22 protein-coding genes and 1 pseudogene are annotated in these 25230 nt (G+C 72.6%); 12 read left to right on the top strand and 11 right to left on the bottom strand.

Annotation, left to right across the window (positions count from 1 at the left end; translation table 11 throughout):
• The first annotated feature begins 125 nt into the window (after positions 1-125).
• A complete protein-coding gene (locus XF36_RS03550) occupies positions 126-1811 on the top strand; it encodes a bifunctional metallophosphatase/5'-nucleotidase (RefSeq protein ID WP_414706214.1) in 1686 nt (561 codons plus the stop codon).
• A 19-nt stretch (positions 1812-1830) separates the two neighbouring features.
• Here the strand turns inward: XF36_RS03550 and XF36_RS03545 are convergent, their stop codons facing one another.
• Positions 1831-2382: a DUF2017 domain-containing protein gene (locus XF36_RS03545; protein ID WP_060710878.1), complete on the bottom strand. Its 552-nt coding sequence runs from the start codon at positions 2380-2382 to the stop codon at positions 1831-1833.
• A 2-nt stretch (positions 2383-2384) separates the two neighbouring features.
• Entirely contained in the window at positions 2385-2693 is a 309-nt protein-coding gene (gene clpS, locus XF36_RS03540) for an ATP-dependent Clp protease adapter ClpS (protein ID WP_060710877.1), read from the bottom strand.
• Between the two features lie 155 nt (positions 2694-2848).
• On the opposite strand from clpS, the gene XF36_RS03535 reads away from it, so the two are divergent.
• Both XF36_RS03535 and XF36_RS03530 read left to right on the top strand, forming a co-directional pair.
• A complete protein-coding gene (locus tag XF36_RS03535; RefSeq protein ID WP_060710876.1) occupies positions 2849-4135 on the top strand; it encodes a nicotinate phosphoribosyltransferase in 1287 nt (428 codons plus the stop codon).
• Positions 4136-4138: 3 nt separating this feature from the next.
• Positions 4139-4714 (top strand): isochorismatase family protein, encoded by a 576-nt coding sequence (locus tag XF36_RS03530; RefSeq protein ID WP_060710875.1) that lies wholly within the window; start codon positions 4139-4141, stop codon positions 4712-4714.
• 289 nt (positions 4715-5003) lie between these two features.
• Here XF36_RS03530 and XF36_RS03525 read toward each other — a convergent pair whose 3' ends face one another.
• Complete coding sequence (locus XF36_RS03525) at positions 5004-5495, bottom strand: BCCT family transporter (RefSeq protein WP_060710874.1); 492 nt, start codon at positions 5493-5495, stop codon at positions 5004-5006.
• A gap of 164 nt (positions 5496-5659) precedes the next feature.
• On the opposite strand from XF36_RS03525, the gene XF36_RS03520 reads away from it, so the two are divergent.
• A complete protein-coding gene (locus XF36_RS03520) occupies positions 5660-6871 on the top strand; it encodes an IS256 family transposase (protein WP_238589343.1) in 1212 nt (403 codons plus the stop codon).
• 200 nt (positions 6872-7071) lie between these two features.
• Positions 7072-7608: a hypothetical protein gene (locus XF36_RS31215; protein WP_145981242.1), complete on the top strand. Its 537-nt coding sequence runs from the start codon at positions 7072-7074 to the stop codon at positions 7606-7608.
• Here the strand turns inward: XF36_RS31215 and XF36_RS03510 are convergent.
• The gene (locus tag XF36_RS03510) at positions 7497-8753 is read right to left on the bottom strand and encodes an IS256 family transposase (RefSeq protein WP_060710872.1); all 1257 of its coding nucleotides are present in this window, start codon (positions 8751-8753) and stop codon (positions 7497-7499) included. The two genes, XF36_RS31215 and XF36_RS03510, sit on opposite strands and share 112 nt — an antisense overlap.
• A gap of 501 nt (positions 8754-9254) precedes the next feature.
• Positions 9255-10145: a thioesterase family protein gene (locus tag XF36_RS03505; RefSeq protein WP_060710871.1), complete on the bottom strand. Its 891-nt coding sequence runs from the start codon at positions 10143-10145 to the stop codon at positions 9255-9257.
• Between the two features lie 178 nt (positions 10146-10323).
• Between XF36_RS03505 and XF36_RS03500 the strand changes: the two genes are divergently transcribed.
• Together XF36_RS03500 and XF36_RS03495 are read left to right on the top strand one after the other, a co-directional pair.
• Positions 10324-12384: an ATP-dependent DNA helicase gene (locus tag XF36_RS03500; RefSeq protein ID WP_043280142.1), complete on the top strand. Its 2061-nt coding sequence runs from the start codon at positions 10324-10326 to the stop codon at positions 12382-12384.
• A gap of 72 nt (positions 12385-12456) precedes the next feature.
• On the top strand, positions 12457-12873 hold the full coding sequence (locus XF36_RS03495) for an organic hydroperoxide resistance protein (protein ID WP_060710870.1): 417 nt from the start codon (positions 12457-12459) through the stop codon (positions 12871-12873).
• Here XF36_RS03495 and XF36_RS03490 read toward each other — a convergent pair whose 3' ends face one another.
• The 5 genes from XF36_RS03490 to XF36_RS03470 all read right to left on the bottom strand — a co-directional run bounded on the left by XF36_RS03490 (position 12874) and on the right by XF36_RS03470 (position 18346).
• Complete coding sequence (locus XF36_RS03490) at positions 12874-13485, bottom strand: carboxymuconolactone decarboxylase family protein (RefSeq protein WP_060710869.1); 612 nt, start codon at positions 13483-13485, stop codon at positions 12874-12876. It lies immediately after the preceding gene.
• Positions 13486-13495: 10 nt separating this feature from the next.
• Entirely contained in the window at positions 13496-14251 is a 756-nt protein-coding gene (locus XF36_RS03485; RefSeq protein WP_060710868.1) for a peptidyl-tRNA hydrolase, read from the bottom strand.
• The gene (gene serB / locus XF36_RS03480) at positions 14248-15507 is read right to left on the bottom strand and encodes a phosphoserine phosphatase SerB (protein WP_060710867.1); all 1260 of its coding nucleotides are present in this window, start codon (positions 15505-15507) and stop codon (positions 14248-14250) included. Before serB ends, XF36_RS03485 begins: the two co-directional genes overlap by 4 nt.
• A complete protein-coding gene (gene ctaD, locus XF36_RS03475) occupies positions 15507-17261 on the bottom strand; it encodes a cytochrome c oxidase subunit I (RefSeq protein ID WP_060714380.1) in 1755 nt (584 codons plus the stop codon). Before ctaD ends, serB begins: the two co-directional genes overlap by 1 nt.
• A 275-nt stretch (positions 17262-17536) precedes the next feature.
• Positions 17537-18346, bottom strand: coding sequence for a PIG-L family deacetylase (locus XF36_RS03470; RefSeq protein ID WP_060710866.1), 810 nt, complete (start codon positions 18344-18346; stop codon positions 17537-17539).
• Positions 18347-18481: 135 nt separating this feature from the next.
• Between XF36_RS03470 and XF36_RS32895 the strand changes: the two are divergent.
• From XF36_RS32895 to eutC, 4 genes and pseudogenes are all read left to right on the top strand, one after another.
• Positions 18482-19472 (top strand): annotated as a pseudogene (locus tag XF36_RS32895) (IS481 family transposase); the annotation flags it as partial.
• Positions 19473-19538: 66 nt separating this feature from the next.
• Positions 19539-20510, top strand: a complete 972-nt coding sequence (locus XF36_RS32890; RefSeq protein WP_349675560.1) for an amino acid permease — start codon at positions 19539-19541, stop codon at positions 20508-20510.
• Positions 20507-21883: an ethanolamine ammonia-lyase subunit EutB gene (locus tag XF36_RS03460; protein WP_060710865.1), complete on the top strand. Its 1377-nt coding sequence runs from the start codon at positions 20507-20509 to the stop codon at positions 21881-21883. Before XF36_RS32890 ends, XF36_RS03460 begins: the two co-directional genes overlap by 4 nt.
• Positions 21880-22599 (top strand): ethanolamine ammonia-lyase subunit EutC, encoded by a 720-nt coding sequence (gene eutC, locus XF36_RS03455; RefSeq protein ID WP_060710864.1) that lies wholly within the window; start codon positions 21880-21882, stop codon positions 22597-22599. Before XF36_RS03460 ends, eutC begins: the two co-directional genes overlap by 4 nt.
• On the opposite strand, the gene XF36_RS03450 is transcribed toward eutC, so the two are convergent.
• Positions 22568-23569 carry an LLM class flavin-dependent oxidoreductase gene (locus tag XF36_RS03450; RefSeq protein ID WP_082375134.1) on the bottom strand — a complete coding sequence of 334 codons (1002 nt, stop codon included), beginning with the start codon at positions 23567-23569 and terminating at the stop codon, positions 22568-22570. The genes eutC and XF36_RS03450 overlap by 32 nt on opposite strands.
• Before the next feature lie 161 nt (positions 23570-23730).
• Between XF36_RS03450 and XF36_RS03445 the strand changes: the two genes are divergently transcribed.
• A complete protein-coding gene (locus XF36_RS03445; protein ID WP_060710862.1) occupies positions 23731-25164 on the top strand; it encodes an IS1380 family transposase in 1434 nt (477 codons plus the stop codon).
• Positions 25165-25230: the final 66 nt, after the last annotated feature.

Below are 25230 nucleotides of genomic sequence, written 5' to 3'. Positions count from 1 at the left end.
ATACGCGGCCCCGGCGGCGGGACCGAACACCCGCCGGGCCCGCACCCGGCGTTCACGCACTCGACACCACGGTCTGTGATCCCGGCCACGGCCCGGCGGTCGGCGGTGCCTCCATACTGCCCTGCGTGTCCTCCCCCGGTCGCCGTGTCGGAATCGTCCTCGCCGCCCTGCTCGCCGTCGTCCTGGCGGTGGGGGTCACCGTCGAGGCGGTGACGCTCTCCGGCCGTTCCGCCCCGGGTGCCCCCGGCTCCGGCACGGTGCGGCTCATCGCGCTCAACGACCTGCACGGCAACCTGGAACCGCCCTCGGGATCCTCGGGCCGGGTGACCGACGACGCCGGCGCGCAGGTCGAAGCCGGCGGCGCCGCGTTCCTCGCCGCGCACGTCGCGGCGCTGCGGGCACAGGCTCCGGCGAGCGTGGTGCTGTCCACCGGCGACAACGTCGGCGCGTCCCCGCTGGCGTCGGCGCTGTTCCACGACGAGCCGACCGTCGAGGTGCTGGAGCGGATGGGTGTCGCCGCGTCCGTCGCGGGCAACCACGAGTTCGACGAGGGCATCGCCGAGCTGCGCCGGTTGCAGCACGGCGGCTGCCACCCGACCGACGGCTGCCGCTTCACCCCGTCCTACGACGGCGCCTCCTTCCCGATCCTGTCCGCCAACGTGACCGACGGCTCCGGGCGGCCGGCGCTCGCCGCGTCGACGGTGGTGGAGGCGGGCGGGACCCGGATCGGTGTCATCGGCGCCACCCTGTCCGAGCTGCCCGACCTGGTCTCCCCCGACGGCATCCGCGGCCTGGCCGTCGGCGACGAGGTCGCCGCGGTCGACGCGGCGTCGCGCGGGCTGACCGCGCAGGGGGTGCGGGCGCAGGTGCTGCTGCTGCACCAGGGCGACGAGACGACCGGTGACGGCGGCCCGGACGCCTGTGCGATCGAGCCCGGCGGGCCGGCGTCGCGGATCGCGGCCGCGGTGTCCGCCGACGTCGACGCGGTGTTCTCCGCGCACACCCACCAGCAGTACCTGTGCTCGGCGACCGACCCGGCCGGGAACCCCCGACCGTTCGTGCAGGGCCTGTCGTTCGGCAGGCTGCTGTCGGTGGTCGACCTCGCCCTGACCGGCGACGGCGACGTGGACCGCGGCACGACGACGGCCCGCAACGAGGTCGTCACCCGCGACGTCACACCCGACCCGGGCGTGGCCGAGGTCGTCGACCGTGCGGTCGCGCAGTCGCGGCCGCTGGCCGAGCGTCCGGTCGGGACGGTGGCCGGGCCGCTGCTGCGCGCGGCCGGGCCGACCGGGCTGTCCCCGCTCGGCACGGTGATCGCCGACGCCCAGCTCGCCGCCTCCCGCGGCGACGGCGCGCAGATCGCGCTGACCAACCCCGGCGGGGTGCGCGCGGACCTGGTGCCCGGCGCGGGCGGCCGAGTCACCTACGGGCAGGCCTACACCGTGCAGCCGTTCGGCAACATCCTGCAGACGATGACGCTCACCGGTGCCCAGCTGCGGGCGGTGCTCGACCAGCAGTTCACCGTCGAGGACGGCCCGACGGTGCTGCAGAGCTCGTCGAACCTGCGCTACACGGTGACGGGGAACCGGGTGGGCGACATCGCGATCGGCGGTGTCCCGGTCACCGACGGCGGCCGCTACCGGGTCGCGACGAACAACTTCCTGTCCGCGGGCGGCGACGGCTTCGACACCTTCACCGCCGGGACCGAGCTGGTCGGGGGGCCGGTGGACCTCGACGCGTTCGTCGCGTACCTCGGCGCGAACCCGGGACTGACCCCGCCGTCCACCGACCGGATCGTGCGGCGGTGACGGGACCCGACCCGTCGGGTCAGAGCCCCCGGACGCGAACCCGGACCAGGGAGTCCTGCACGTAGGTCAGCCAGTGGTAGACGCCCAGGTGCTGGGCCCGCGGGTCGTCGTCGGGCAGCTGCTCGGGCATGTCCTCGCTGACGTCGAGGGCGGTGCCGAGCGCGAGCCGCACGTCGTTGAGGGCGGCCAGCCAGGCGTCGACCTGGGCCTCGGTGAGCTCCAGCCGTCCACCCGCCTCCGGCAGGGTGTCCAGCACGGTCGCCGCGGCGGCGTCCTTGGCCTCGATCAGCGACGGCTCGTGCAGCGAGCGCATCCCGCCGGCGAGGTCGGAGTCCTCGGTGGTGAAGTCCGGCAGCAGCCGGGCCAGCACCCGGTCGGTCGGCCGCGACGTCGGGCCGGTGCGGATACCGGTGAGCTCGGCGAGCTCGTCGGTGGACGCGAACTCGGCGCGACCGGCGAGCATCTGGCGGATCTCGGTGAACAGCCCCCGCAGGACGACGGCCTCCTCGCCGGAGAACCCGGACGTGTAGCGGACGCGGTCACCGCGGCCGCTGCGCTTCCAGCCGTTCACCCTCAGGCCCGCTGCATGGTGGCCCACAGGCCGGCCGCGTGGAGCTGGGCGACGTGCCCCTCCACGGTGTCCTTGTCACCGGCCGACACGGCGGCGCGTCCCTTGTGGTGCACGTCGAGCATCAACGCGGTGGCCTTCGCCTCGGGGTAGTGGAACACCTTCTGCAGCACGTAGGTCACGTACGACATGAGGTTGACCGGGTCGTTCCAGACGATGGCCTGCCACGGCGTGTCGGGGCCGGCGGACTCGTCCAGGTCGGGCGTGACCTGCTCGGTGGGCGCCGGGGACGGCGCTGGTGACGGCGCGGACATGCGCCCATGGTGGCACAGCCGGGACGGCGGTCCCGGCCCGACCGCACAGCCCCCGACACGGCCCCCGACACGGCCCCCGACACCGGCCCGACCGCTCCGGCACCGACCAGCGCGGCCCCGACCACGTCGGCGGGCGCGGCCGTAGGCTCCCGACCATGACCGGCACGGCCCTGCTGACCGACCGCTACGAGCTGACGATGGTGGCGGCGGCCCTCGCCGACGGCACCGCCGAACGGCACTGCGTCTTCGAGCTGTTCGCGCGCCGCCTCCCCGACGGGCGCCGCTACGGCGTCGTCGCCGGGACGGGGCGGCTGCTGGAGGCGCTGTCGCGCTTCCGCTTCTCCGACGCCGACCTGGAGTTCCTCACCCCGGTCGTCGACGCGGCGACCCTGGACCGGCTCCGCGACTACCGCTTCTCCGGCGACGTCGACGGCTACCCGGAGGGCGAGCTGTACTTCCCCGGCTCCCCCGTCCTCACCGTGACCGGCACCTTCGCCGACGCGGTGATCCTCGAGACCCTCGCGCTGTCGATCTACAACCACGACAGCGCGATCGCCTCGGCCGCGGCGCGGATGGTGACCGCGGCGGCCGGGCGGCCGCTGATCGAGATGGGTTCGCGGCGCACCCACGAGGAGGCCGCCGTGGCCTCCGCACGGGCCGCGTACCTGGCGGGCTTCGCGACGACGTCGAACCTCGCCGCCGGTGCCCGGCACGGCATCCCGACAGCGGGCACGGCCGCGCACGCCTGGGTCCTGCTGCACGACGACGAGCCGTCCGCCTTCGCCAGCCAGGTCGCCGCCCTGGGCACCGACACCACGCTGCTCGTCGACACCTACGACATCCGCCGCGGCATCTCACACGCCGTCGCGGCCGCCGGTCCCGGGCTGGGTGCGGTCCGCATCGACTCCGGGGACCTCGGCGTACTGGCCCGCCAGGCCCGCGAGCAGCTCGACGCGCTCGGTGCCACCGGGACCCGGATCGTGCTGTCCGGCGACCTCGACGAGTACGCGATCGCCTCGCTGCGCGCCGAGCCGGTCGACTCCTACGGCGTGGGGACCTCCTTGGTCACCGGGTCGGGCTCGCCGACGGCCGGGATGGTCTACAAGCTCGTCGAGGTCGACGGGCGCCCGGTGTCCAAGCGGTCGAGCGCGAAGGAGTCCCGCGGCGGGCGCAAGGCGGCGCTGCGTCGGTTCAAGCCGACCGGCACCGCGGTCGAGGAGGTCGTGTACCCCTACGGCACCGATCCGGTCCCCGGCCCGCACGACCGGGTGCTGCCGGAGCCGCTGGTACGGGGCGGCGAGATCGTCGCCGACGGCTCCGTCACCGGCCTGGAATCCGCCCGGGAGCGGCTGCGGACGGCGCTGGTCGCCGTACCGTGGGAGGGGCTGAAACTGTCCCGCGGCGAGCCCGCGATCCCGACCACCTTCCTCACCGGGAGCTGAGCCATGGCCCGAGCGTTGATCGTCGTCGACGTCCAGAACGACTTCTGCGAGGGCGGCGCCCTCGCGGTGGCCGGTGGGGCCGCCGTCGCCGCCGGCATCGGGCCGCTCGCGACCGGCGGCCGGGACGGCACGGCCTACGACCACGTCGTCGCCACCCGGGACGTGCACGTGGACCCGGGCCCGCACTTCTCCGACACCCCGGACTTCGTCGACTCCTGGCCGCCGCACTGCCGCGCGGGGACGCCGGGCGCGTCGTTCCACCCGGCGCTGGACGTCGCGCCGATCGAGTGCGTCTTCGACAAGGGCGCCTACACCGCTGCCTACTCGGGCTTCGAGGGCGCGAGCGCCAACGAGTCGGGCCAGCCGCTGGGCGACTGGCTGGGCGAGCGCGGGGTGACCGAGGTCGACGTCGTCGGCCTGGCGACCGACCACTGCGTCCGGGCGACCGCGCTCGACGCCGCACGGCTCGGGCTCGCGACGACGGTGCTGCTGCACCACTGCGCGGGGGTCTCCCCGGAGACGACGGAGCGGGCGCTGGCCGAGCTGGCCGAGGCCGGCGTGGAGCTCCGCACGGCCTGAGCCGGGCGCCGGCCGGGAACGCGTCCCGGCCGGCGCCGGGGTCCCGGCGCCGGGGTCCCGGCGCCGGGGTCCCGGCGCCGACGTCCCGGTGCCGACGTCCCGGTGCCGACGTCCCGGTGCCGACGTCCCGGTGCCGACGTCTCAGTGCCGACGTCTCAGTGGCGCTCGACGGTCGTGACCTGGGCGGCCCGGTCGCCGTCCACCGGGGTGGCGTCGCCGTCCACCGGGGTGGCGTCGCCGTCCGCCGGAGCCGCGTCGCCGTCGGGGCGCTGCGGGTCCGCCGGGACGCTCAGGGGGTCGACCGCCGCGACCGGGACGGCCGCTCCCCGGGGTACGCGGCGGTGACCCCATCGTCCTTGGCGAAGGAGCCGACCTTCACGTAGAAGTCGTCGCCGTGGTTGTCGGTCGCCCAGTCGACGGCCTGCTCCATCACCTCGGCGCTCTTGACCGCGCGCAGGATGACCCGGTCACGGCGGACGTCGCGGTGCAGGGCCACGCACAGCAACACCATGATCACCACGAACGGTGCCGCGACCAGGATCGTGAGGTTCTGGATGCCCGACAGGGCGTCCTCGCCCCCGGTGAGCAGCATCAGCACCGAGACCGCGCCCATCGCGGCGCCCCAGAAGACGACCACCCACTTGCTGGGCTCGACGGTGCCGCGCTGGGACAGGGTGCCCATCACGATCGACGCGGCGTCGGCGCCGGAGACGAAGAAGATCGCGACCAGGACCATGACGAGCAGGCCGGTGACCGTCGCCCACGGGTAGGCGGCCAGCATCTGGAACGGGACTGTTTCAAGATCGGTGTTTTCGGCCCGACACGCCGGGCTGAGGTCCGGCGAGATGGGCACGGACAGTGATGACATCGGACCTTGTGGATCCAAGCGAGGGTGACCCGAAGCCTGCTCGGCAGGCGTCGGCGGAGCGGGCCGCTGCGGCGGCGATGGTGGCCGAGGCGAAGGCGCGCGGGCTGGCGTTGACCGGCCCGGACGGCCTGTTGAAGCTCTTTACCAAGAATGTTCTGGAAACGGCGCTGAACGAGGAGATGACCGAGCACCTCGGGCACGACAAGAACCGGGCCGACCCCGGCCGGGAATCCACCAACGTGCGGAACGGGTCCCGCTCGAAGACGGTTCTCTCGGATGCCGCGGGTGACGTGGAGATCGACGTTCCGAGAGACAGGGCCAGCACTTTCGAGCCGCAGATCGTGAAGAAGCGTCAGCGGCGCCTCACAGATGTCGACGAGGTCGTACTGTCGCTGTATGCGAAAGGGATGACGACCGGGGAGGTTTCCGCACATTTCGCTGACATCTATGGGGCGTCAGTATCGAAGGAGACGGTCTCGCGGATCACCGACAAGGTCGTCGCCGAGATGAATGACTGGGTTGGTCGGCCGTTGGATTCGGTGTACGCCGCGGTGTTCATCGACGCTGTCCACGTCAAGGTCCGGGACGGGCAGGTCGCCAACCGGCCGGTCTACGCAGCCATCGGCGTCACCGTGGACGGCTGCAAGGACGTGCTGGGGCTGTGGATGGGCGTCGGCAGTGAGGGCGCGAAGTTCTGGATGAGCGTGCTGGTCGACCTGAAGAACCGCGGCGTGCGTGACGTGCTGTTCCTGGTCTGCGACGGCCTCAAAGGACTCCCGGAGGTCGTGGCCAACGTGTGGCCGCAAACCATTGTCCAAACCTGCGTCGTGCACCTGATCCGAAACACTTTCCGGCTGGTGGGTCGACAGGACTGGGACGCGGTGAAGCGCGACATCAAACCAATCTATGCCGCGCCCAACCCGAATGCAGCACTTATCGCTATGGATGAGCTCGACGAGAAATGGGGCCGTAAGTACGCGGCGATGATCCGGCTATGGCGCAACGCGTGGGAAGAGTTCGTGCCGTTCTTGGACTACGACGTCGAGATTCGAAGGGTGATCTGCTCTACGAATGCGATCGAATCGCTTAACGCCCGCTACCGGCGCGCGGTGCGGGCGCGTGGTCATTTCCCCACTGAGCAGGCTGCGATGAAATGCTTGTATCTTGTGACTCGCAGCCTGGACCCGACCGGGACGGGCCGCACGAGGTGGACGATGCGTTGGAAGCCCGTGATCAACGCGTTCGCCATCACGTTCGGTGACCGCTGGCCGGGAGCCGAGACCTACTGAGCAACGACGCCGAAACACCGATCACGAGACAGGCCCCATCAGACCCGAATCCGCGAGTAGCGCTGGTGTCCGGACTGGGGAGATGGCGATAGGTGCCCGCTGACCTGCGATGATCGTGTTTGCGACGACACGACATTGCGGGTTGAGAGGACACCTATCAGGTGCGAACAGTACGCAAGCGACGCCCGCGGTGTGCGCGGGTGCGTCTCGGCGCGCCGGACGCGGCGCTGACCAGGTTCTCCGGGCTGGCCGCGGTGACCGAACTGATCGACCGGCTCGGGATCATCGACAAGCTCGACGCCGCGGTCGGGCCCATCAAGGACCGCGACCGCGGGTGCAGCGCCGGGCAGATGCTGGTCGGCATGTCGGCGGCGCAGCTGTGCGGGGAGGACTTCCTGGTCGGGCTGGACCGGCACCGCGCCGACACCGCCGGGCAGGCACTCACGCCGGTGCCGGGGTTGGCGTCCACGACCGCCGCCGGGCTCGCGCGCAAGTTCATCGAGGGGCAGTGGGCGGCGGTGGAGACCGGGCTCGGTGACGTGCACACCACCGCGCTGGACCTGCTCGCCCAGGTCAAGTCCGCTGGCGTGGTGTGTGACGACGACCGCGTGATCTTCTTGTTCGGTCAGGCGCTGAGCGCCGGGATGGTGGTGGTCGAGGTCGCCTCCTCAGCGCTGGTGGCGGTGTCGGGGATCCTGGTGACGCGGGAGCGGGCGAGGACGTCGAGGCCGAGGTAGCGGCGTCCTTCGGCCCATTCGTCGTGTTGCTCGGCCAGGACCGCGCCGACGAGGCGGATCAGGGAGTCGCGGTCGGGGAAGATCCCGACGACGTCGGTGCGGCGCCGGATCTCACGGTTCAGGCGCTCGGAGGGGTTGTTCGACCAGATCTGGCGCCACAGTTCTTTCGGGAAGCCGGTGAAGGCCAGGACGTCGGCTCGGGCGGCGTCGAGGTGCTCGGCGACCTTCGGGAGCTTGTCGGCCAAGGCGTCGAGGACCCGGTCGAACTGGGCGTGCACCGATGCGGCGTCGGGCTGGTCATAGACCGAGTGCAGCAACGCCCGCACCCACGGCCAGGACTGCTTCGGGGTCGCAGCCATCAGGTTCGCCGCGTAGTGCGTCCTGCACCTCTGCCAGGCGGCGCCGGGCAGGGTCGCCCCGATCGCGGACACCAAGCCGGCGTGGGCGTCGCTGGTGACCAGCGCGACGCCGGTCAGACCGCGGGCGGTGAGGTCGCGGAAGAACCCCAGCCAGCCGGCGCCGTCCTCGGCGGAGCTGACCTGCAGGCCGAGGATCTCCCGGTGTCCGTCGCCGTTGACCCCGGTGGCGAGCAGGGCGTGGACTGCCACGACCCGGCCGCCCTCGCGGACTTTGAGCACGAGCGCGTCGGCGGCGACGAAGGTGTAGGGGCCCTGGTCGAGCGGACGCGTCCGGAACTGCTCGACTTGGCCGTCGAGGTCCCGGACCATCTCTGAGACCTGCGACTTCGACAACCTCGTGATGCCCAGGGAGTCGACGAGTTTCTCCATCCGCCGCGTCGAGACCCCGAGCAGGTAGCAGGTCGCGACCACCGTGGTCAGGGCCCGCTCCGCCCGGCGACGACGCTCCAGCAACCAGTCGGGGAAGTAGGAGCCGTTGCGCAGCTTGGGGATCGCCACGTCGATCGTGCCAGCGCGGGTGTCGAAGTCGCGGTGGCGGTAGCCGTTGCGGGTGTTCGTGCGAGCCTCGGAACGCTCGCCCCAGGCCGCGCCGCACACCGAGTCGGCGTCGGCGGACATCAGGGTGTTGATGAACGTGGTCAACATGTGGCACAGCAGATCCGGGCTCGCCTGGGACAGCTGCTCGTGCAGGAACTCGGTGGGGTCGATACTGGAGGGTGCGGTCATCGCGTGATCCATCTTCTGTGGGCTGTGAGAGGCGTTCAGAAGATCACGCGGTGGCCGCCCTACAGCTCGACCAGCTCGTCACCGGGCCGGTCGCACACCACCTTGGTGGACGCCACTCCGGACGACGGACCCGCCCCAGCGCACCCGAGCACCGCAGCCGAGGACCGCGGCCGGGGTTCACGGCCGGGGTTCACGGCCGGGGTTCACGGCCGGGGTTCACGGCCGGGGTTCACGGCCGGACGTGCCGCCGGAGGGCGCGCACGCGGCCGGAGAGCGGGGACAGGCCGGCACAGCCGGGGCGGGCGGACGCCCCCGGGTTCGCACGTCGCAGGGAACCCCTGCGTCGAGATGCAGCTCAGCGGGCTCTGGCGAGCCACGGATCCCGCTGAGCTGCATCTCGACGAGCGGTCGAGCAGACAGCGCGGAACGAGGGGCGGCCGAGGGCGAGGGGCAGCGCGGAACGAGGGGCGGGGGCCGTGACGGGGCACGGCCCCCGGCGGTTCAGCCGCGGAGGCGGAACGGGGCGAGCTTCTCGGCCAGCTCGACCGGGTCGCCGTCCTCGCCCGGGGCGTGGTGGAAGCCCTCGGCCTCGGCGAGACCGATCAGCCTGCGCTCGTCGAACAGGCCGCAGACGTAGCGGACGGTGTCCTCGCCGATGTCGGTGACCGCGACTCGGAGCTGGTAGATGCCCGGGTAGTGGACCTCCTCGAGGTACTGCACCGACAGCGACGACGGGGACAGCCCGTCGAGCGGGCCGCCCGCCGGGTAGCCGAGCACGTCGGAGTGCAGCTCGGCGAGGCCGTCGAGGTACCAGGCCGCCAGCGCGACGTTGTTGACGTGGCGGTTGGTGTCCAGGTCGGTGAAGCGGGTCCGCACGTCCCACCGGAACGGGTAGTTCTCACGGACCGCGCGGGCCTCGCCGCGGTCGGGGCGGCTCGGGGCCGGGGCGTCGATGCGCAGCGTCGTCAGGGCGCCGCGGACCTCGTCGGTCAGCGGGGCCGGGGCGGTGCCGTCGGTGTGCACCGAGGTGGACTCGCCGGTGGCGACGCACTCGTCGCCGGCGAAGACCGCGTAGCGGTAGGAGAACGACGTGGTCCCGATGTGGCTGACGCCGACGCCGATCCGGTAGGAGCCGGCGACCCGCAGCGGGGCCAGCACGTCGACCCGGATGGCGGCGAGCAGCAGTCGTACGCGGGACTGCAGGCGAGCGACGAGGTCGGCGCCGAAAGTGTCGCGCTCGACGGCGACGCGGGCGTCCTCGAACCAGCGCACCAGGGCGTCGCGGCCGATCCGGCGGCTCGGGTCGAGGTCGGCGTACCGGGCCTCGTGCTCGATCAGCACCGGGAACATCCCGGGCTCGGGCACGGTCGGCGTGGTGATGGTTGCTGTCACCCCTCCATCGTGACGCTGTGTCGCCGCTCACCGGTAACCGGCCGTCGGACATCACACCTGGTGAGCTGTCCGGATACACCGGGTGCGCGGTCCCGGGTGCCGGGCGGCCCGGTCACGGCCGGGCCTGTCGGGGGTGCTCGGTAACCTGCCGGACGTGCCTCCCCCCTCGACGGCCCCCGTGCGTACCCAGGACCTGCCCGGTGTGCACGAGCTGCTCGAGGTGGCCGTCACCTCGGTCGGCGGTGCGCGCCGCGAGGGCCAGGACCGGATGGCCGACGCGGTGCGCCGCTCGCTGTCGTCCGGGGAGCACCTGGCCGTGCAGGCGGGCACCGGCACCGGGAAGTCGCTGGCCTACCTCGTGCCCGCCATCCGGCACGCGATCGCCCGTGACACCACGGTCGTGGTCTCGACGGCGACGATCGCGCTCCAGCGCCAGCTCGTGGACCGGGACCTGCCGCGCGTCGCGAAGAGCCTGAAGCAGGTGCTGGGTCGCGAGCCCACGTTCGCCATCCTCAAGGGGCGGCGCAACTACCTGTGCATGAACAAGCTGCACGGGGACATGGGAGACACCGCCGACGAGGCGGACCAGCTGTTCGACGCGTTCGCCATCTCGGCGCTCGGGCGGCAGGTGAAGCGGCTGCACGAGTGGTCGTCGGACACCGAGACCGGGGATCGCGACGAGCTGGTCCCCGGCGTCCCGGACTCCGCGTGGCGGCAGGTGTCGGTGACGGCGCGGGAGTGCCTGGGCGCGAGCCGCTGCCCGGTCGGTGAGGACTGCTTCGCGGAGAAGGCGAAGGCCGAGGCGGGTCGGGCGGACATCGTCGTCACCAACCACGCGCTGCTCGCGATCGACGCGATGGGCGAGGCACAGGTGCTGCCCGAGCACGACGTCGTGATCGTCGACGAGGCGCACGAGCTGGTGGACCGGGTGACCGGCGCGGCGACCGCCGAGCTCACCGCGGGCACGGTCGCGACCGCGGCCCGGCGCTGCGGCAAGCTCGTCGACCAGGACACCGCGGACCGGCTCGCGGAGGCCGGTGAGGGCCTGGCGGCGGTGCTGGAGGACATGCCCCCCGGACGCTGGGAGTCGCTGTCCACCGCCGCCGCGGGCGCGCTGAACGCCATCCTGTCGGCCGGGGCGGGCTGCCGGCAGGCGATGGGCGCGAACAAGCGCAGTGACGACTCCGACCCGGAGGGCGCGGCCGCCCGCAAGCTCGCCCAGGCCGTGCTCGACGAGGTCGTCGACACCGCCGCGCGGCTGCTGGAGACGTTCAAGGAGACGGACGCGGCCAAGCGCCGCGACGTCGTCTGGCTGGGGGAACAGGGTCCGGACGGGTCCCGGCACAAGGTGCTGCGGGTCGCACCGCTGTCGGTGGGCGGGCTGCTGCGCGAGCGGCTGTTCAACACCCGCACCACCGTGCTGACCTCCGCGACGCTGGCCCTGGGCGGGTCGTTCGACGCGCTGGCCCGGCAGTGGGGCCTGCCCGCCGCGCAGCCCAAGGAGGCCGGCTCCACCCCGCCGTCGAGCGTCGACGAGGGGCACGGCCCCGTCCAGGACCCGGAGGCGCCGCGCTGGCAGGGCCTCGACGTCGGCTCGCCGTTCGCGCACGCCAAGTCCGGGATCCTCTACCTGGCGCGCCGGCTGCCCAACCCGGGCCGCGACGGGCTGGCGCCGGAGACCCTGGAGGAGATCGAGGGACTCGTGCGCGCCGCCGGGGGCCGCACGCTGGGTCTGTTCTCCTCCACCCGCGCGGCGAAGCAGGCCACCGAGGCACTGCGCGGCAAGCTCGACACGCCCCTGCTGTGCCAGGGCGACGACTCCACGATGCTGCTGGTCAAGCGGTTCGCCGAGGACCCGGAGACCTCGCTGTTCGGCACGCTGTCGCTGTGGCAGGGCGTCGACGTGCCCGGCCCGTCGCTGTCCTGCGTGATCATCGACCGGATCCCGTTCCCCCGCCCGGACGACCCGCTGGTCGCGGCCCGGCAGAAGGCCACCGACGCCCGGGGCGGCAACGGCTTCCTGTCGGTGTCGGCGACGCACGCGGCGCTCCTGCTCGCCCAGGGCGCCGGGCGGCTGCTGCGCGCCACCGACGACCGCGGCGTCGTCGCCATCCTGGACCCGCGGATCGCGACCGCGCGCTACGGCGGGTTCCTGCGGGCGAGCCTGCCCCCGTTCTGGGAGACCAGCGACCGCGAGAAGGTGCACGGCGCGCTGCGCCGGCTGCGCGGGTCCTCGTGACCGGCTCCATACGGCGGACGACCCTCCTCCCTTGATAGGTTGTGCACAATCAATCAAGTCGGAGGAGCACTCATGGCGAACTACACGACCGAGGCCACCTCGACCGGCGGCGGCCGCGACGGCCACATCCGCAGCGAGGACGGCTTCATCGACCAGGACCTGAAGATGCCGCCGGAGCTGGGCGGCCCCGGCGGCGCCACCAACCCCGAGCAGCTCTTCGCCGCCGCCTACGCGGCCTGCTTCCACGGCGCGCTGCGGCTGGCGGCCCGGAAGGCGAAGGTCGCCGTCCCGGACGACGCACAGGTCACCGCGACCATCCAGCTGCAGCCCGACGACGTGAGTTTCCACGTCGCCGCAGACATCACCGCCCACCTGCCGGGCCTGGAGCAGCCGGCCGCCGACGAGCTGGTCGAGGCGGCGCACCAGGTGTGCCCCTACTCGAAGGCGACCCGCGGCAACATCGAGGTCACCCTCACCGCCACGGTCTGATCAGGGACCGTCCGGCGCCGGGATCTCGAAGGCGTTGAGCAGCGCCGACACCGACAGGTACATCCCCGTCAGGTGGACGGTGTCGAGCACCCCGTCGCGGCCGAGCGCGGCCTCGGCCGCGGCGTAGGTGTCGTCGGTGACCCGGTGGGTGCGGACCAGCTCGTCGACGAACCGGTGCACGACGCGCTCGTCGCCGGTCAGCACCTTCGCCGCGGTGCCGTCGAGCAGTGCCTGCACCACGTTCTCGTCCAGCCCGACCGAGCGGGCGACCGCGGTGTGCGCGTACAGCTCGTAGGCGGCGCCCCAGGCCGCGCCGACGGTCAGGATGACGACCTCGCGCACGGTCGCCGGCAGGGACGACTCCTGCTGGTCGGTCGCGACCCACCGGTTGAACGCCGTGCCCGGGCGCGGGCGCAGCACGAACGCGTTGAACGGGCCGATGAGGCCGCCCTCGTCGTCAGTCGCGGCGAAGCCGGATTCCTCGGCCCAGCGGGCCGTGCCGGAGCGGATCCGGTCGACGGCGGCGCACTGCTCGTCGTCGAGGTCGAGGGTCTCGTTGCGGGGCAGCCGGCCGCCCCAGTCCCGGGCGCCGGCAGGCGGGTGTGTGGTCACGCCCGGTGTATCACCGCCGGGGTCCGGCCGCAAACGCGGCGTGAGCCACTGCCAGGCAAGTCATGGTGCCCGGGTCGACCTCGGTGAAACCCGCGTCGCGCACCCCGACGACGCCGTCGGTGCCGTCGTCGGCGGCCGGGGCCATGCGCGCCCAGGTGGCCGGGTCCGCGGCGCGCACCGCGCACACCGGTGCCGCGCCGACCGGCCACCCGGCGGCCGCGCCGAGCAGCATGGTGGCGTGCCCGACCTGCGCGGCGGCCTTGCCGACGGTCATCTCGGCGTGCGGTGACAGCAGCACCAGCGGGGCGTCCGGGTCGGGTGGGCCGGGCTCGTCGGCGGGCAGCTCGGTGCCGCCGATCTGCAGCCGTGCGACGACCTTCGGCACGCCGTCGACCGGGCCGAGCAGCAGGGCACGGGCCTCGGCGTCACCGACCCGCACCGTCACGCCGGGGAGCTCAGCCACGGCGCGCCAATGCGCGCCACGGGCCCGCCGCGCGATCTTGCGGATGCGTCCGTCCACCCACGGGGCGACGGCGTCGTGCCACTCGCCACCGGGCTGGGCCCGCGGGTCGGTGCAGACGGCGAGCGCCGCGGTGGCCGCCGCCTCCAGCAGCGCGGTGCGCACGGGCAGCGGGTCGCGCTCGATGCGCAGCACGACCGGCATCGCCCGCACGACGCCGTCGGCCTCCGGCGCGATGTCCCGGCCGCGGGCCCCGGCTCCGTAGCGGCCCGCGAGCAGCGCCAGAACCGGTGCGGGGGCGGTCACGCCAGCGGGACCCGGCGCAGCACGCCCTCGGCGGCGTCGGCGACCTCGACCTCGGTGCGGGTGATGCCCAGGACGAACAGCACGACGTCGAGGTAGGGCACCGACACCGAGGTGTCGGCGACCTCGCGCAGCGCCGGCTTGGCGTTGAACGCGACGCCGAGCCCGGCGGTGGAGAGCATGTCGATGTCGTTCGCGCCGTCACCGACCGCGACCGACTGCTCCAGCGGGATGTCGTGGGCCGCGGCGAACCGGCGCAGCGCGACGGCCTTCCCGGCCCGGTCGACGACCTCGCCGACCACCCGTCCGGTCAGCTTCCCCCCGGAGATCTCGAGCTCGTTCGCGGCGACGAAGTCGAGCTTGAGCTCGCGCGCGAGCCCGGCGATGACCTGTGTGAACCCGCCCGAGACGACGCCGCAGCGGTAGCCGAGGCGGCGCAGCGTGCGGATCGTGGTGCGGGCACCGGGCGTCAGCTCGATCTCGGCGGCCACCTCGTCGACGACGGAGGCGGGCAGCCCCTCCAGGGCCGCGACGCGCCGGGTCAGCGACTCGGTGAAGTCGAGGCGGCCGGCCATGGCTTCCTCGGTGACCCGGCGGACCTCGGCCTCGACGTCGGCCCCGGCACGGGCGGCGAGCATCTCGATGACCTCGCCCTGGATCAGGGTGGAGTCCACGTCGAACACGATGAGCCGCTTGCTGCGCCGGGCCAGCCCGGCCCGGGACACCGCGACGTCGACGCCCGCCTGCCGCGCCACCCGCACCAGCCGCTTGCGCAGCGTGCCGGGCGGGTAGGCGTCGGCGTCGCCCTGGGGGACCGGGGAGACGAGCAGCTCCAGCCCGGTCACCGGGTAGTCGGCGACCCGGCGGATGGAGTCGATGTTGGCGCCGACCGCCGCGAGCTCAGCGGCGATCGCGCCGAACGCGCGGGCCGTGATCGGCCGGCCGAGTACCGTGACGACGTGCGTCGACGGAGTCCGGGTGGCCCGGCGGCCGTCGCGCTGGATCTCGATGTGCACGCTCATGGCGATGGAGTCCATCGCCGCGCCGACGGTGTCCTGCAGGTCCTCCGGGTCCCCCTCGGGCACGACCAGCGCGCCCAGGGTGAGCCGGCCGTTGACCACGACCTGTTCCAGGTCGAGCAGCTCGACACCGGCCGCGGTGAGCGCGGTGAACAGCACGGAGCTGACACCAGGACGGTCCGGCCCGGTCACCGTGACGAGCACGGTGGGCCGGGCCGGACCGGGAAGTACTGGGGTCACTACTTCGACTTGGGGTCGCTGTCCGGCATGGACTCCTTGCCGACCTCCTGCGCGAGCACCTCGCTCGGGTGCGCCCGGTTGCCGACGTGCGCCTCGGCGCGCGCCTTCTCGACCAGGTGCGGGTAGTGCAGGTCGAACGCCGGGCGCTCGGAGCGGATCCGGGGCAGCTCGGTGAAGTTGTGCCGCGGCGGCGGGGACGAGGTCGCCCACTCCAGCGAGTTGCCGAAGCCCCACGGGTCGTCGACGGTGCAGACCCGGCCGAACCGGTAGCTCTTGAAGACGTTGTAGAAGAACGGCAGCGTCGAGGCACCGAGGATGAACGCGCCGATCGAGGAGATCGTGTTCAGCGTCGTGAAGCCGTCGGAGGGCAGGTAGTCCGCGTAGCGACGCGGGTAGCCCTCGTTGCCCAGCCAGTGCTGCACCAGGAACGTCAGGTGGAACCCGAGGAAGGTCAGCCAGAAGTGGATCTTGCCGAGCTTCTCGTCGAGGAACCGGCCGGTCATCTTCGGGAACCAGAAGTAGATCCCGCCGAAGGTCGCGAACACGATCGTGCCGTAGAGCACGTAGTGGAAGTGCGCGACCACGAAGTAGGTGTCCGACACGTGGAAGTCCACCGGCGGCATCGCGAGCAGGATGCCGGTCAGGCCGCCGAAGAGGAACGTGACGAGGAAGCCGACCGAGAACAGCATCGGCGTCTCGTAGGTGATCTTGCCCTTCCACAGGGTGCCGATCCAGTTGACGAACTTGACGCCCGTCGGGATGGCGATGAGGAAGGTGGTGAAGGCGAAGAACGCAAGCATGATCGCGCCGGTGGCGTACATGTGGTGCGCCCACACCGCGACCGACAGCGCCGCGATGGCGATGGTCGCGAACACCAGGCCCTTGTAACCGAACAACGGCTTGCGGGAGAAGACCGGGAAGATCTCCGAGACGATGCCGAAGAACGGCAGCGCCACGATGTAGACCTCGGGGTGGCCGAAGAACCAGAACAGGTGCTGCCAGAGCACCACACCGCCGTTGGCCGGGTTGAAGATCTGGGCGCCGAGGTGGCGGTCCGCGGCCAGTGCCAGCAGCGCGGCGGTCAGGATCGGGAACGCGATCAGGACCAGCAGCGCGGTGATGAAGATGTTCCAGGTGAAGATCGGCATCCGGAACATCGTCATGCCCGGGGCGCGCATGCAGACGATCGTCGTCACGAAGTTGACGCCACCGAGGATCGTGCCCAGACCGGAGACGACCAGACCCATGATCCAGAGGTCACCGCCCGGACCCGGCGACCGCACCGCGTCCGACAGCGGGGTGTAGGCGAACCAGCCGAAGTCCGCGGCGCCGCCCGGGGTCAGGAAACCGGAGACGACGATGATGCCGCCGAACAGGTACAGCCAGTACGAGAACGAGTTGAGCCGCGGGAACGCGACGTCGGGGGCACCGATCTGCAGCGGCACGATGTAGTTGGCGAAACCGAAGACGATCGGCGTCGCGAACAGCAGCAGCATGATCGTGCCGTGCATGGTGAACAGCTGGTTGTACTGCTCGGTCGACAGGAACTGCAGCTCCGGCCGTGCGAGCTCGGCGCGGATCAGCAGCGCCATGACACCGCCGACGGCGAAGAAGCCGAACGACGTCGTCAGATAGAGGATCGCGATGTCCTTCGGGTCCGTCGTCCTCAACATCTTGAGGAACGTGGATCCCTTGCCCTCACGCCGCGCCGGATACGGGCGCGTCGAGATCGGCTTGGGCTCGACGGCTGTCACCTGGGCCTCCATGCACTTGCCTGACCTGAGCACGTCCTCGCGGACGGGCAGACTCTACTTCCCGACCGGCGAGCGGCGCCCGTCCGGTCCGGGAGATCCACTTCGTGGGTCCCGGCTCGTCGCACGGCGCGCGCCGATTGTGCTCTACGGAGAGTAGAACCGACAGTCCCCGACCGCGCACTCAGGGCGCCCTTCACCCGGACCGACAGGTGGGCGAGGGCCCGCGACGGTGGCGGCGTGGCGCGCCCGACACTGCCCGGAACCGGCGCGGGGCGTCACCGCAGCGGCTCGAAGACCTCGGTCCAGAGCTCCGGCGCGCTGGCCGGGTTGGGCTGGGCGTCGACGATGTAGAACTCGGTGCCCAGCCCCATCGCGAACACCGGGTCCGGCATCGCCAGCAGAAAGTGGTCGGGCCCCATCTGGCTGGCGTGTGCGCGCATCGAGGCGCGCTTGGCCTCGGCGTACTCGACGGCCTCGACCCGGTGGGTGATCTCGGACTCGGGCTTGCCGAACGACGGGTCGTCGGGGATGTCGAGGAAGAAGTCGGCGCCGCCGTCGGCGCGCAGCCCCTTCATCCCGCGCAGCAGCCAGTCCCGGTTGGTGGTGTTCTGCGCGACGACCGGCACCCCGGCGAGCTCGCCCGCGCGGGCGCCCACCCGGTGCACCTGGATGTGGTCGGGGTGGCCGTAGCCGCCGTTGTCGTCGTAGGTGGTGAGGACGTCGGCCTCCTCCTCCTCCTCCTCGAGGATCAGCGCGAGCCGTTTGGCCGCGTGCTCCACCGAGGCCTGCCAGAAGCAGTACGGGGCGTCGTTGGACGGCTCGCCCATCATCCCGGAGTCGACGTAGCCGAGAAACTCCACGCGAGCCACGCCCAGCACGCGGGCCGACTCGTGGCACTCCGCGGAGCGGCGCACCGGCAGCTGCTCCCCCTCGACCAGGACGCCGGGCACCGGCTCCCCCAGCTCGCCACGGGTGGCGAAGACGAGGACGACGCGATGGCCGAGCGCGGCGGCCTTGGCGAGCGTGCCCGCGGTGCCGATCGACTCGTCGTCGGGATGGGCATGGAAGCTGACGAGGGTCCCCACGACGGTGAGCCTAGGTGTGATGTCCATGGACGTTGTTCCAGGTTGAGCTGATGACGGCCTGTCGCTGAGACAGGCGAGGACCCCCGGTTGTGAAGTGGAGCTGTCTAGGAACCGCTTCACCAACCGGAGGCCCTTGTGACCCACGCTAACGCTGCGCTGACTCCGCGTGCCCGGCTACGGCTGGCCCGTCTGATCGTCGACCAGGACTGGACCTGCTCCACCGCGGCCAGAATGTTCATGGTCGCCCCTCGCACCGCCCGAAAGTGGGCTGACCGCTACCGCGCCGAGGGCCCGCCCGGGATGGTCGACCGCAGCTCCCGACCACGGTCGATGCCGGCCAAGACCCCGCCGAGGCTGGTGAAGCAGATCGTGCGACTGCGGTGGCACCACCGACTCGGACCAGTACAGATCGGCGGCCGACTCGCTCTCTCTCGCCGCCTCGACCGTGCACGCGGTCCTGCGCCGCTGCCGGATCAACCGGCTCTCCCACATCGACCGGGTCACCGGCGAGCCCCTACGCCGCTACGAACACCCACACCCCGGCTCGTTGATCCACGTCGACGTCACCAAGTTCGGCAACATCCCCGACGGAGGCGGACACCGCTTCGTCGGACGCCGACAAGGCGCCCTGAACAAGCGGTCCACTCCCGGACTGCCCAGGGGAACCGACTACAAGCCGCGCACCGGCAGAGCGTTCGTCCACACCGTCATCGACGACCACTCCCGCGTCGCCTACGCCGAGATCCACAGCGACGAGAAAGCCGACACCGCCACCGGTGTGCTACGCCGGGCCGTGGACTGGTTGAACGCCCGCGGCGTGACCGTCGAACGGGTCCTGTCCGACAACGGCAGCTGCTACCGATCACACGCCTGGCGTGACACCTGCAGCGAACTGGGCATCACCCACAAGCGAACCCGGCCCTACCGGACTCAGACCAACGGCAAGATCGAACGTTTCCACCGCACCCTCGCCGACGGGTGGGCATACGCCCGCTTCCACCCCTGCGAAACGGCTCGGCGAGACGCGCTCCCCGGCTGGCTGCACTTCTACAATCACCACCGGCCCCACAGCGCAACCAACGGCCTACCGCCGATCAGTCGCCTGACCAACCTGCCTGGACATCACACCTACGTCGAGTCGCTCGGCCTGTTCGGCATCACCGACGGCTGGTGGGTCTACCTGGCCGCGTACGTGCTGTTCATCGGCATCCACATCGCCGGCGTGGGCGAGGCGCTCAAGGTCATGTTCGTGATCACCGCGATCGCCGTGGTCGGACTGCTGATCTTCGCCGTCGCCGCGGTGCCGCTGTTCGACGCGGGCAACCTCGTCGACATCCCGCCGACCGACGCCGCCGGCGCCTCGGCGTTCCTGCCGTTCGGCTGGCTGGGGATCTGGTCGGCGGTGCCGTTCGCGATCTGGTTCTTCCTCGCACTGGAGGGCGTACCGCTCGCGGCGGAGGAGGCCCGCGACCCGGAGCGCAACGTCCCCCGCGGGATCGTCGCGGCGATGCTCGTCCTGCTCGTCACCGGCGCGCTGGTGCTGGTGCTGGCGACCGGGGCGCTCGGCGCGCAGGCGCTCTCGGAGTCGGGCAACCCGCTGGTGGAGGCGCTCGGCGGGTCCACAGCGGGCGTCGTCGTCAACTACGTCGGTCTCGCCGGGCTCGTCGCCAGCTTCTTCTCGATCATCTACGCCTACTCCCGGCAGACCTTCGCGCTGTCGCGGGCCGGGTACCTGCCGCGGGCCCTGTCGGTGACCAACGGTCGCAAGGCCCCCACGCTCGCGCTCGTCGTGCCCGGCGTGATCGGGTTCCTGCTGTCGCTGACCGGGCAGGGCGCGGTGCTGCTCAACATGGCGGTGTTCGGGGCGGCACTGTCGTACGTGCTGATGATGGTCAGCCACATCGTGCTGCGCCGGACCGCGCCGGAGATGCCCCGCCCCTACCGCACCCCGGGCGGGGTCGCGACGACCGGGTTCGCCCTGGTCGTCGCGGTGCTGGCGGTCGTCGCGACCTTCCTGGTCGACCCGGTCGCCGCCGGCGCGACCCTCGGCGCCTTCGCCCTGTTCATGCTGTACTTCGCGCTCTACTCACGACACCACCTGGTCGCCGCGGCACCCGACGAGGAGTTCGCCGCGCTGGCCCGCGCGGAGGAGGAGCTCACGTGACGGTCCGCCGGACCACGCTCGGGGGCCACACCCACGAGTTCGCCGACCTGCGCGCACTGCTGGCCGCGGCCACGCCACAACGGTCCGGGGACGTGCTCGCCGGGGTCGCGGCCCGCTCGGAACAGGAACGGGTTGCCGCCCAGACGGTGCTGGCCGACCTGCCGCTCGCCACCATCCTCGACGAGCAGGTCGTCCCCTACGAGGACGACGAGGTGACCCGCCTGATCGTCGACTCGCACGACGCCGACGCGTTCGCCCCGGTCGCGTCGATGACCGTCGGCGAGTTCCGCGAGCACCTGCTCGACCCGGCCACCGACACCACCGCGCTCGCCCCCGGGCTGACCCCGGAGATGGTCGCGGCGACCTCCAAGCTCATGCGGCTGCAGGACCTGATCGCCGTCGGTCGGCGCACCCCGGTCGTCACGGCGTTCCGCTCGACGGTCGGGCTGCCCGGCACGATGGCGACCCGGCTGCAGCCCAACCACCCCACCGACGACCCCGCCGGGGTGACCGCCTCGATCGTCGACGGGCTGCTGCTCGGCTGCGGCGACGCCGTCATCGGCATCAACCCGGCGACGGACTCGCCACAGCGCACCACCGATCTGCTGCACCTGATCGACGAGGTCCGCACCCGCTACGACATCCCCACCCAGTCCTGCGTGCTCGCCCACGTCACGACCTCGATCGAGATCATGGAACGCGGCGCCCCGGTCGACCTGGTCTTCCAGTCGATCGCCGGGACCGAGGCCGCGAACACAGGGTTCGGGGTGACCCTGGCTATGCTGCGGGAGGCGCACTCCGCCGCGCTGTCGCTGGACCGCGGCACCGTCGGGACGCAGTGCATGTACTTCGAGACCGGCCAGGGGTCCGCGCTGTCCGCCGACGCCCACCACGGCGTCGACCAGCAGACCCTGGAGGTCCGCGCCTACGCCGTGGCGCGGGCGTTCGACCCGCTGCTGGTCAACACCGTCGTCGGGTTCATCGGGCCGGAGTACCTGCTCGACGGCAAGCAGATCACCCGCGCCGGGTTGGAGGACCACATGTGCGGGAAGCTGCTCGGCGTCCCGATGGGTGTCGACGTCTGCTACACCAACCACGCCGAGGCCGACGCCGACGACACCGACGCGCTGCTCACCCTGCTCGGCGCGGCGGGCTGCTCGTTCGTCATCTGCGTGCCCGGCGGCGACGACGTGATGCTGCACTACCAGTCGCTGTCCTTCCACGACGCGCTCTACGCCCGCCAGGTGCTCGGGCTGCGTCCCGCGCCGGAGTTCGAGGCGTGGCTGACCACGATGGACATGCTCGACGGCGACGGGCGGCTGCGGGACCTGCCCGCGGGCGCCGTCCGGACCCTGACCGCGGGTGTCCGGTGAGCGACCCGCTCGACGTGCTGCGCGCCTCCACCCGGGCCCGGGTGGCGCTCGGCCGCGCCGGGGACGCCCTGCCGACCGCGCGGCTGCTGGAGCTGCGCGCCGCGCACGCCGCCGCCCGCGACGCCGTGCACACCCCGCTCGACGTCGACGCGCTCGCCGAGCGGATCACCGGGCTGGGGGTGTCCACGCTGCACGCCGCGGGCGCGCCCGCCGACCGCACCGAGTACCTGACCCGACCCGACCTGGGCCGCCGCCTCGCCGCGGGCACCGAGCTGCCCCGCGGCGACCACGACGTGGCGCTCGTCGTCGCCGACGGGCTCTCGCCGCGGGCGGTCGCCGAGCACGCCCCGGGGATGATCGCCGAGATCCTGGAACGGCTCGACGGCTGGCGGGTGGCCCCGGTCGTGATCGCCACCCAGGCCCGGGTCGCGCTCGGCGACGAGATCGCGGCCGCCCTCGGCGCCCGGCACGTCGTCGTGCTCGTCGGAGAGCGGCCGGGGATGAGCTCGGTGGACTCGCTGGGGCTGTACTTCACCTACGACGCCCACCGCGGGCGCCGCGACTCCGAGCGCAACTGCATCTCCAACGTCCGCCCGCCGCACGGCACCGGCTACGCCGCCGCGGCGACCACCCTGGCGCTGCTGATGAGCGAGGCGCGGCGGCTGAAGCTGTCCGGGGTCGCGCTCAAGGCCGATCCGGCGCTGCCGCCGGGCTGAGCGGCCCGCAGCGGGCGCCCCCGCGGCCGGCCGGGGTGGCCCCGGTCGTCCCCGGTCCGGCCGCGACCGGCGGTGTGCCGGCCAGCTCCGCCAGCCCGCGCAGGACCGGACGCAGCTCGGCCAGGGTCAGCCGGGCGGGCTGGACGTGGCAGAGCAGGTCGGTGGCGTAGGGCAGGCAGGGATCCGCCTCCAGTGCGGTGCGCACCTCGGGGCCGGTGCCGGCGTGGACGTTCCCGGCGGCGAACCAGGCCGCCGGATCGTGTCCGCGCCGGGCGACGTGCGGCGCGAGCAGCGCGTGCACGGCCGCGCGCGAGGAGCCGGGAAGCACCGGCCGGGACAGCCCGACCCGGGCACCCCCGGCGGCCCGGAACCGGGCCAGCAGCCCGGCGGAGCGTCGGTCGTCGGGGCCGGCCGGGCCGGAGCGACGCCCCGACAGCAGCCCCAGGCCGTGGCGCGCGGCGGTGTCGACGCCCTCGGGGGACGACGTCGCCAGCCACAGCCGCTCCCGCAGACCCGGTGCCCGCGGGGTGACGGCCGGGCCGGTGTCGGTGAGCGCGTCCAGGGCGGCGCCCAGACGGGCGTGACGCTGCGCAGGGTCCGCGCCGAACGCCTCGGCGACGCCCGGGTCGGACCCGGCGCCCAGTCCCAGCTCGAGCCGGCCACCGCTGAGCACGTCGACGGTGGCCGCGTCCTCGGCGAGGCGCAGCGGGTGCTCCAGCGACGCCACGACGACGGCGGTGCCCAGCCGGATCCGCGAGGTGGCTGCGGCGACCGCGGCCAGGACCACCAGCGGTGAGGACGCGCGCCCCTGCTGGGCGCCGAGATGGTGCTGGGCCAGCCAGAACGACGCGAACCCCAGCTCCTCGGCGAGCACCGCGAGGCCGACGGTGTCGGCCAGCTCGGACGCCGCGTCGCGCGGGCCGGCCGCGTGGGTGAGCACGCCCCATCTCACACCGGACACCATGGACATCTGACCCGAATCCGCGAGTAGCGCTGGTGTCCGGACTGGGGAGATGGCGATAGGTGCCCGCTGACCTGCGATGATCGTGTTTGCGACGACACGACATTGCGGGTTGAGAGGACACCTATCAGGTGCGAACAGTACGCAAGCGACGCCCGCGGTGTGCGCGGGTGCGTCTCGGCGCGCCGGACGCGGCGCTGACCAGGTTCTCCGGGCTGGCCGCGGTGACCGAACTGATCGACCGGCTCGGGATCATCGACAAGCTCGACGCCGCGGTCGGGCCCATCAAGGACCGCGACCGCGGGTGCAGCGCCGGGCAGATGCTGGTCGGCATGTCGGCGGCGCAGCTGTGCGGGGAGGACTTCCTGGTCGGGCTGGACCGGCACCGCGCCGACACCGCCGGGCAGGCACTCACGCCGGTGCCGGGGTTGGCGTCCACGACCGCCGCCGGGCTCGCGCGCAAGTTCATCGAGGGGCAGTGGGCGGCGGTGGAGACCGGGCTCGGTGACGTGCACACCACCGCGCTGGACCTGCTCGCCCAGGTCGACCCGGACCGGGCCGAGCAGCTGACGGCGGACGTGACGATCGATCTGGACACCACCGATGTCGAGGTTTACGGCCGGCTCAAGCAGGGCGTGGCGTTCAACCACCAAGGCCAGCGGGTCGCCCGCCCGCACGTCGCGACCTGGGCCGACACCGCGGTGGTGCTGGCCGCTGACCTCGGTTCGGGCCGGGATGACCCCCGCGCCACCAGCGCCGAGCTGTTCTACCGGGCGCTGGCCGCGCTCCCCGCGCAGGCGCGGGCGGGGCGAGTCCGCGTGCGTGCGGACGCGGGCTACTTCGCCGGGCAGCTCGCCCGCGCAGCCCTGTTCGTCGGCGTGGAGTTCGCCATCGGCGCCCGACGCATCGCGCCGCTGTGGCGCATCCTCGACGGCGTCGCGGCCGACGGGTGGACCGACGCGATCGACATGACCGGCGCGCAGGTCGCGGTGGCCGACTATTGCCCGAACTGGTGGCCCGCAGCGACCCAGCTGCTGATCCGTCGGGTCCGGCTCGACCTGGACCACGGCCAGGTCTCCGGTGACCCGCGAGCGCGGCGCCGACGCACCCTGCACCCCGCCCAGCGGGCGCTCCCGCTCGACGACCTCGCTACGGTGGCCAAGGTCGACGGGGTGTTCGCCTACTCGTTCATCGTGACCAACCTCGACGTCTCCACACCTGCCGCAGCCGCGCAGGCCGAGTACTGGTACCGCCACCGCACGAAGGTGGAGAACCTGTTCCGCGACACCAAGCACGGCGCCGCGCTGCGCCACCTCCCCTCCGGACACCTCGCGGTGAACCGAGCCTGGATGTGGGGCGCACTCCTGGCCGCCACCACCAGCGGGTGGCTGCACCACCTCACCGCCCGCACCCGCGACGGGCGCCTGGTCGGGCACGGCGTCCGCGGCGGCCAGGCCATGATCGCCACCCTGCGCCGGCGGCTGATCACCATCCCCGCCCGCCTCGTGCGCCACGCCCGCGGCCTCACCCTGCGCCTACCACCCGGCGAGCACCTACTCGCCGAGGTCCTCGCCCGCGTCCGCGCCCTGCCCGCTCCGTCCTGACCCGGCCGCACCGGCCCCGACCAGCACAGGAACCCGCCACCCGAGGCGACACTCGGGCCGCCCGCT

It is taken from the genome of Pseudonocardia sp. HH130629-09 (assembly GCF_001294645.1).
GTDB lineage: Bacteria > Actinomycetota > Actinomycetes > Mycobacteriales > Pseudonocardiaceae > Pseudonocardia.
Note: the sequence above shows the minus strand (reverse complement) of the source record. Positions and strands in the feature narration are given on the sequence as shown.

Bases quoted from the DNA above. Each gene is read 5' to 3' on its own strand.
- clpS (WP_060710877.1), bottom strand. From the start codon at position 2,693: ATGTCCGCGCCGTCACCAGCGCCGTCCCCGGCGCCCACCGAGCAGGTC.
- XF36_RS03535 (WP_060710876.1), top strand. From the start codon at position 2,849: ATGACCGGCACGGCCCTGCTGACCGACCGCTACGAGCTGACGATGGTG.
- XF36_RS03530 (WP_060710875.1), top strand. From the start codon at position 4,139: ATGGCCCGAGCGTTGATCGTCGTCGACGTCCAGAACGACTTCTGCGAG.
- XF36_RS03525 (WP_060710874.1), bottom strand. From the start codon at position 5,495: ATGCTGGCCGCCTACCCGTGGGCGACGGTCACCGGCCTGCTCGTCATG.
- XF36_RS03520 (WP_238589343.1), top strand. From the start codon at position 5,660: ATGGTGGCCGAGGCGAAGGCGCGCGGGCTGGCGTTGACCGGCCCGGAC.
- XF36_RS03510 (WP_060710872.1), bottom strand. From the start codon at position 8,753: ATGACCGCACCCTCCAGTATCGACCCCACCGAGTTCCTGCACGAGCAG.
- XF36_RS03495 (WP_060710870.1), top strand. From the start codon at position 12,457: ATGGCGAACTACACGACCGAGGCCACCTCGACCGGCGGCGGCCGCGAC.
- XF36_RS03450 (WP_082375134.1), bottom strand. From the start codon at position 23,569: ATGTCCATGGTGTCCGGTGTGAGATGGGGCGTGCTCACCCACGCGGCC.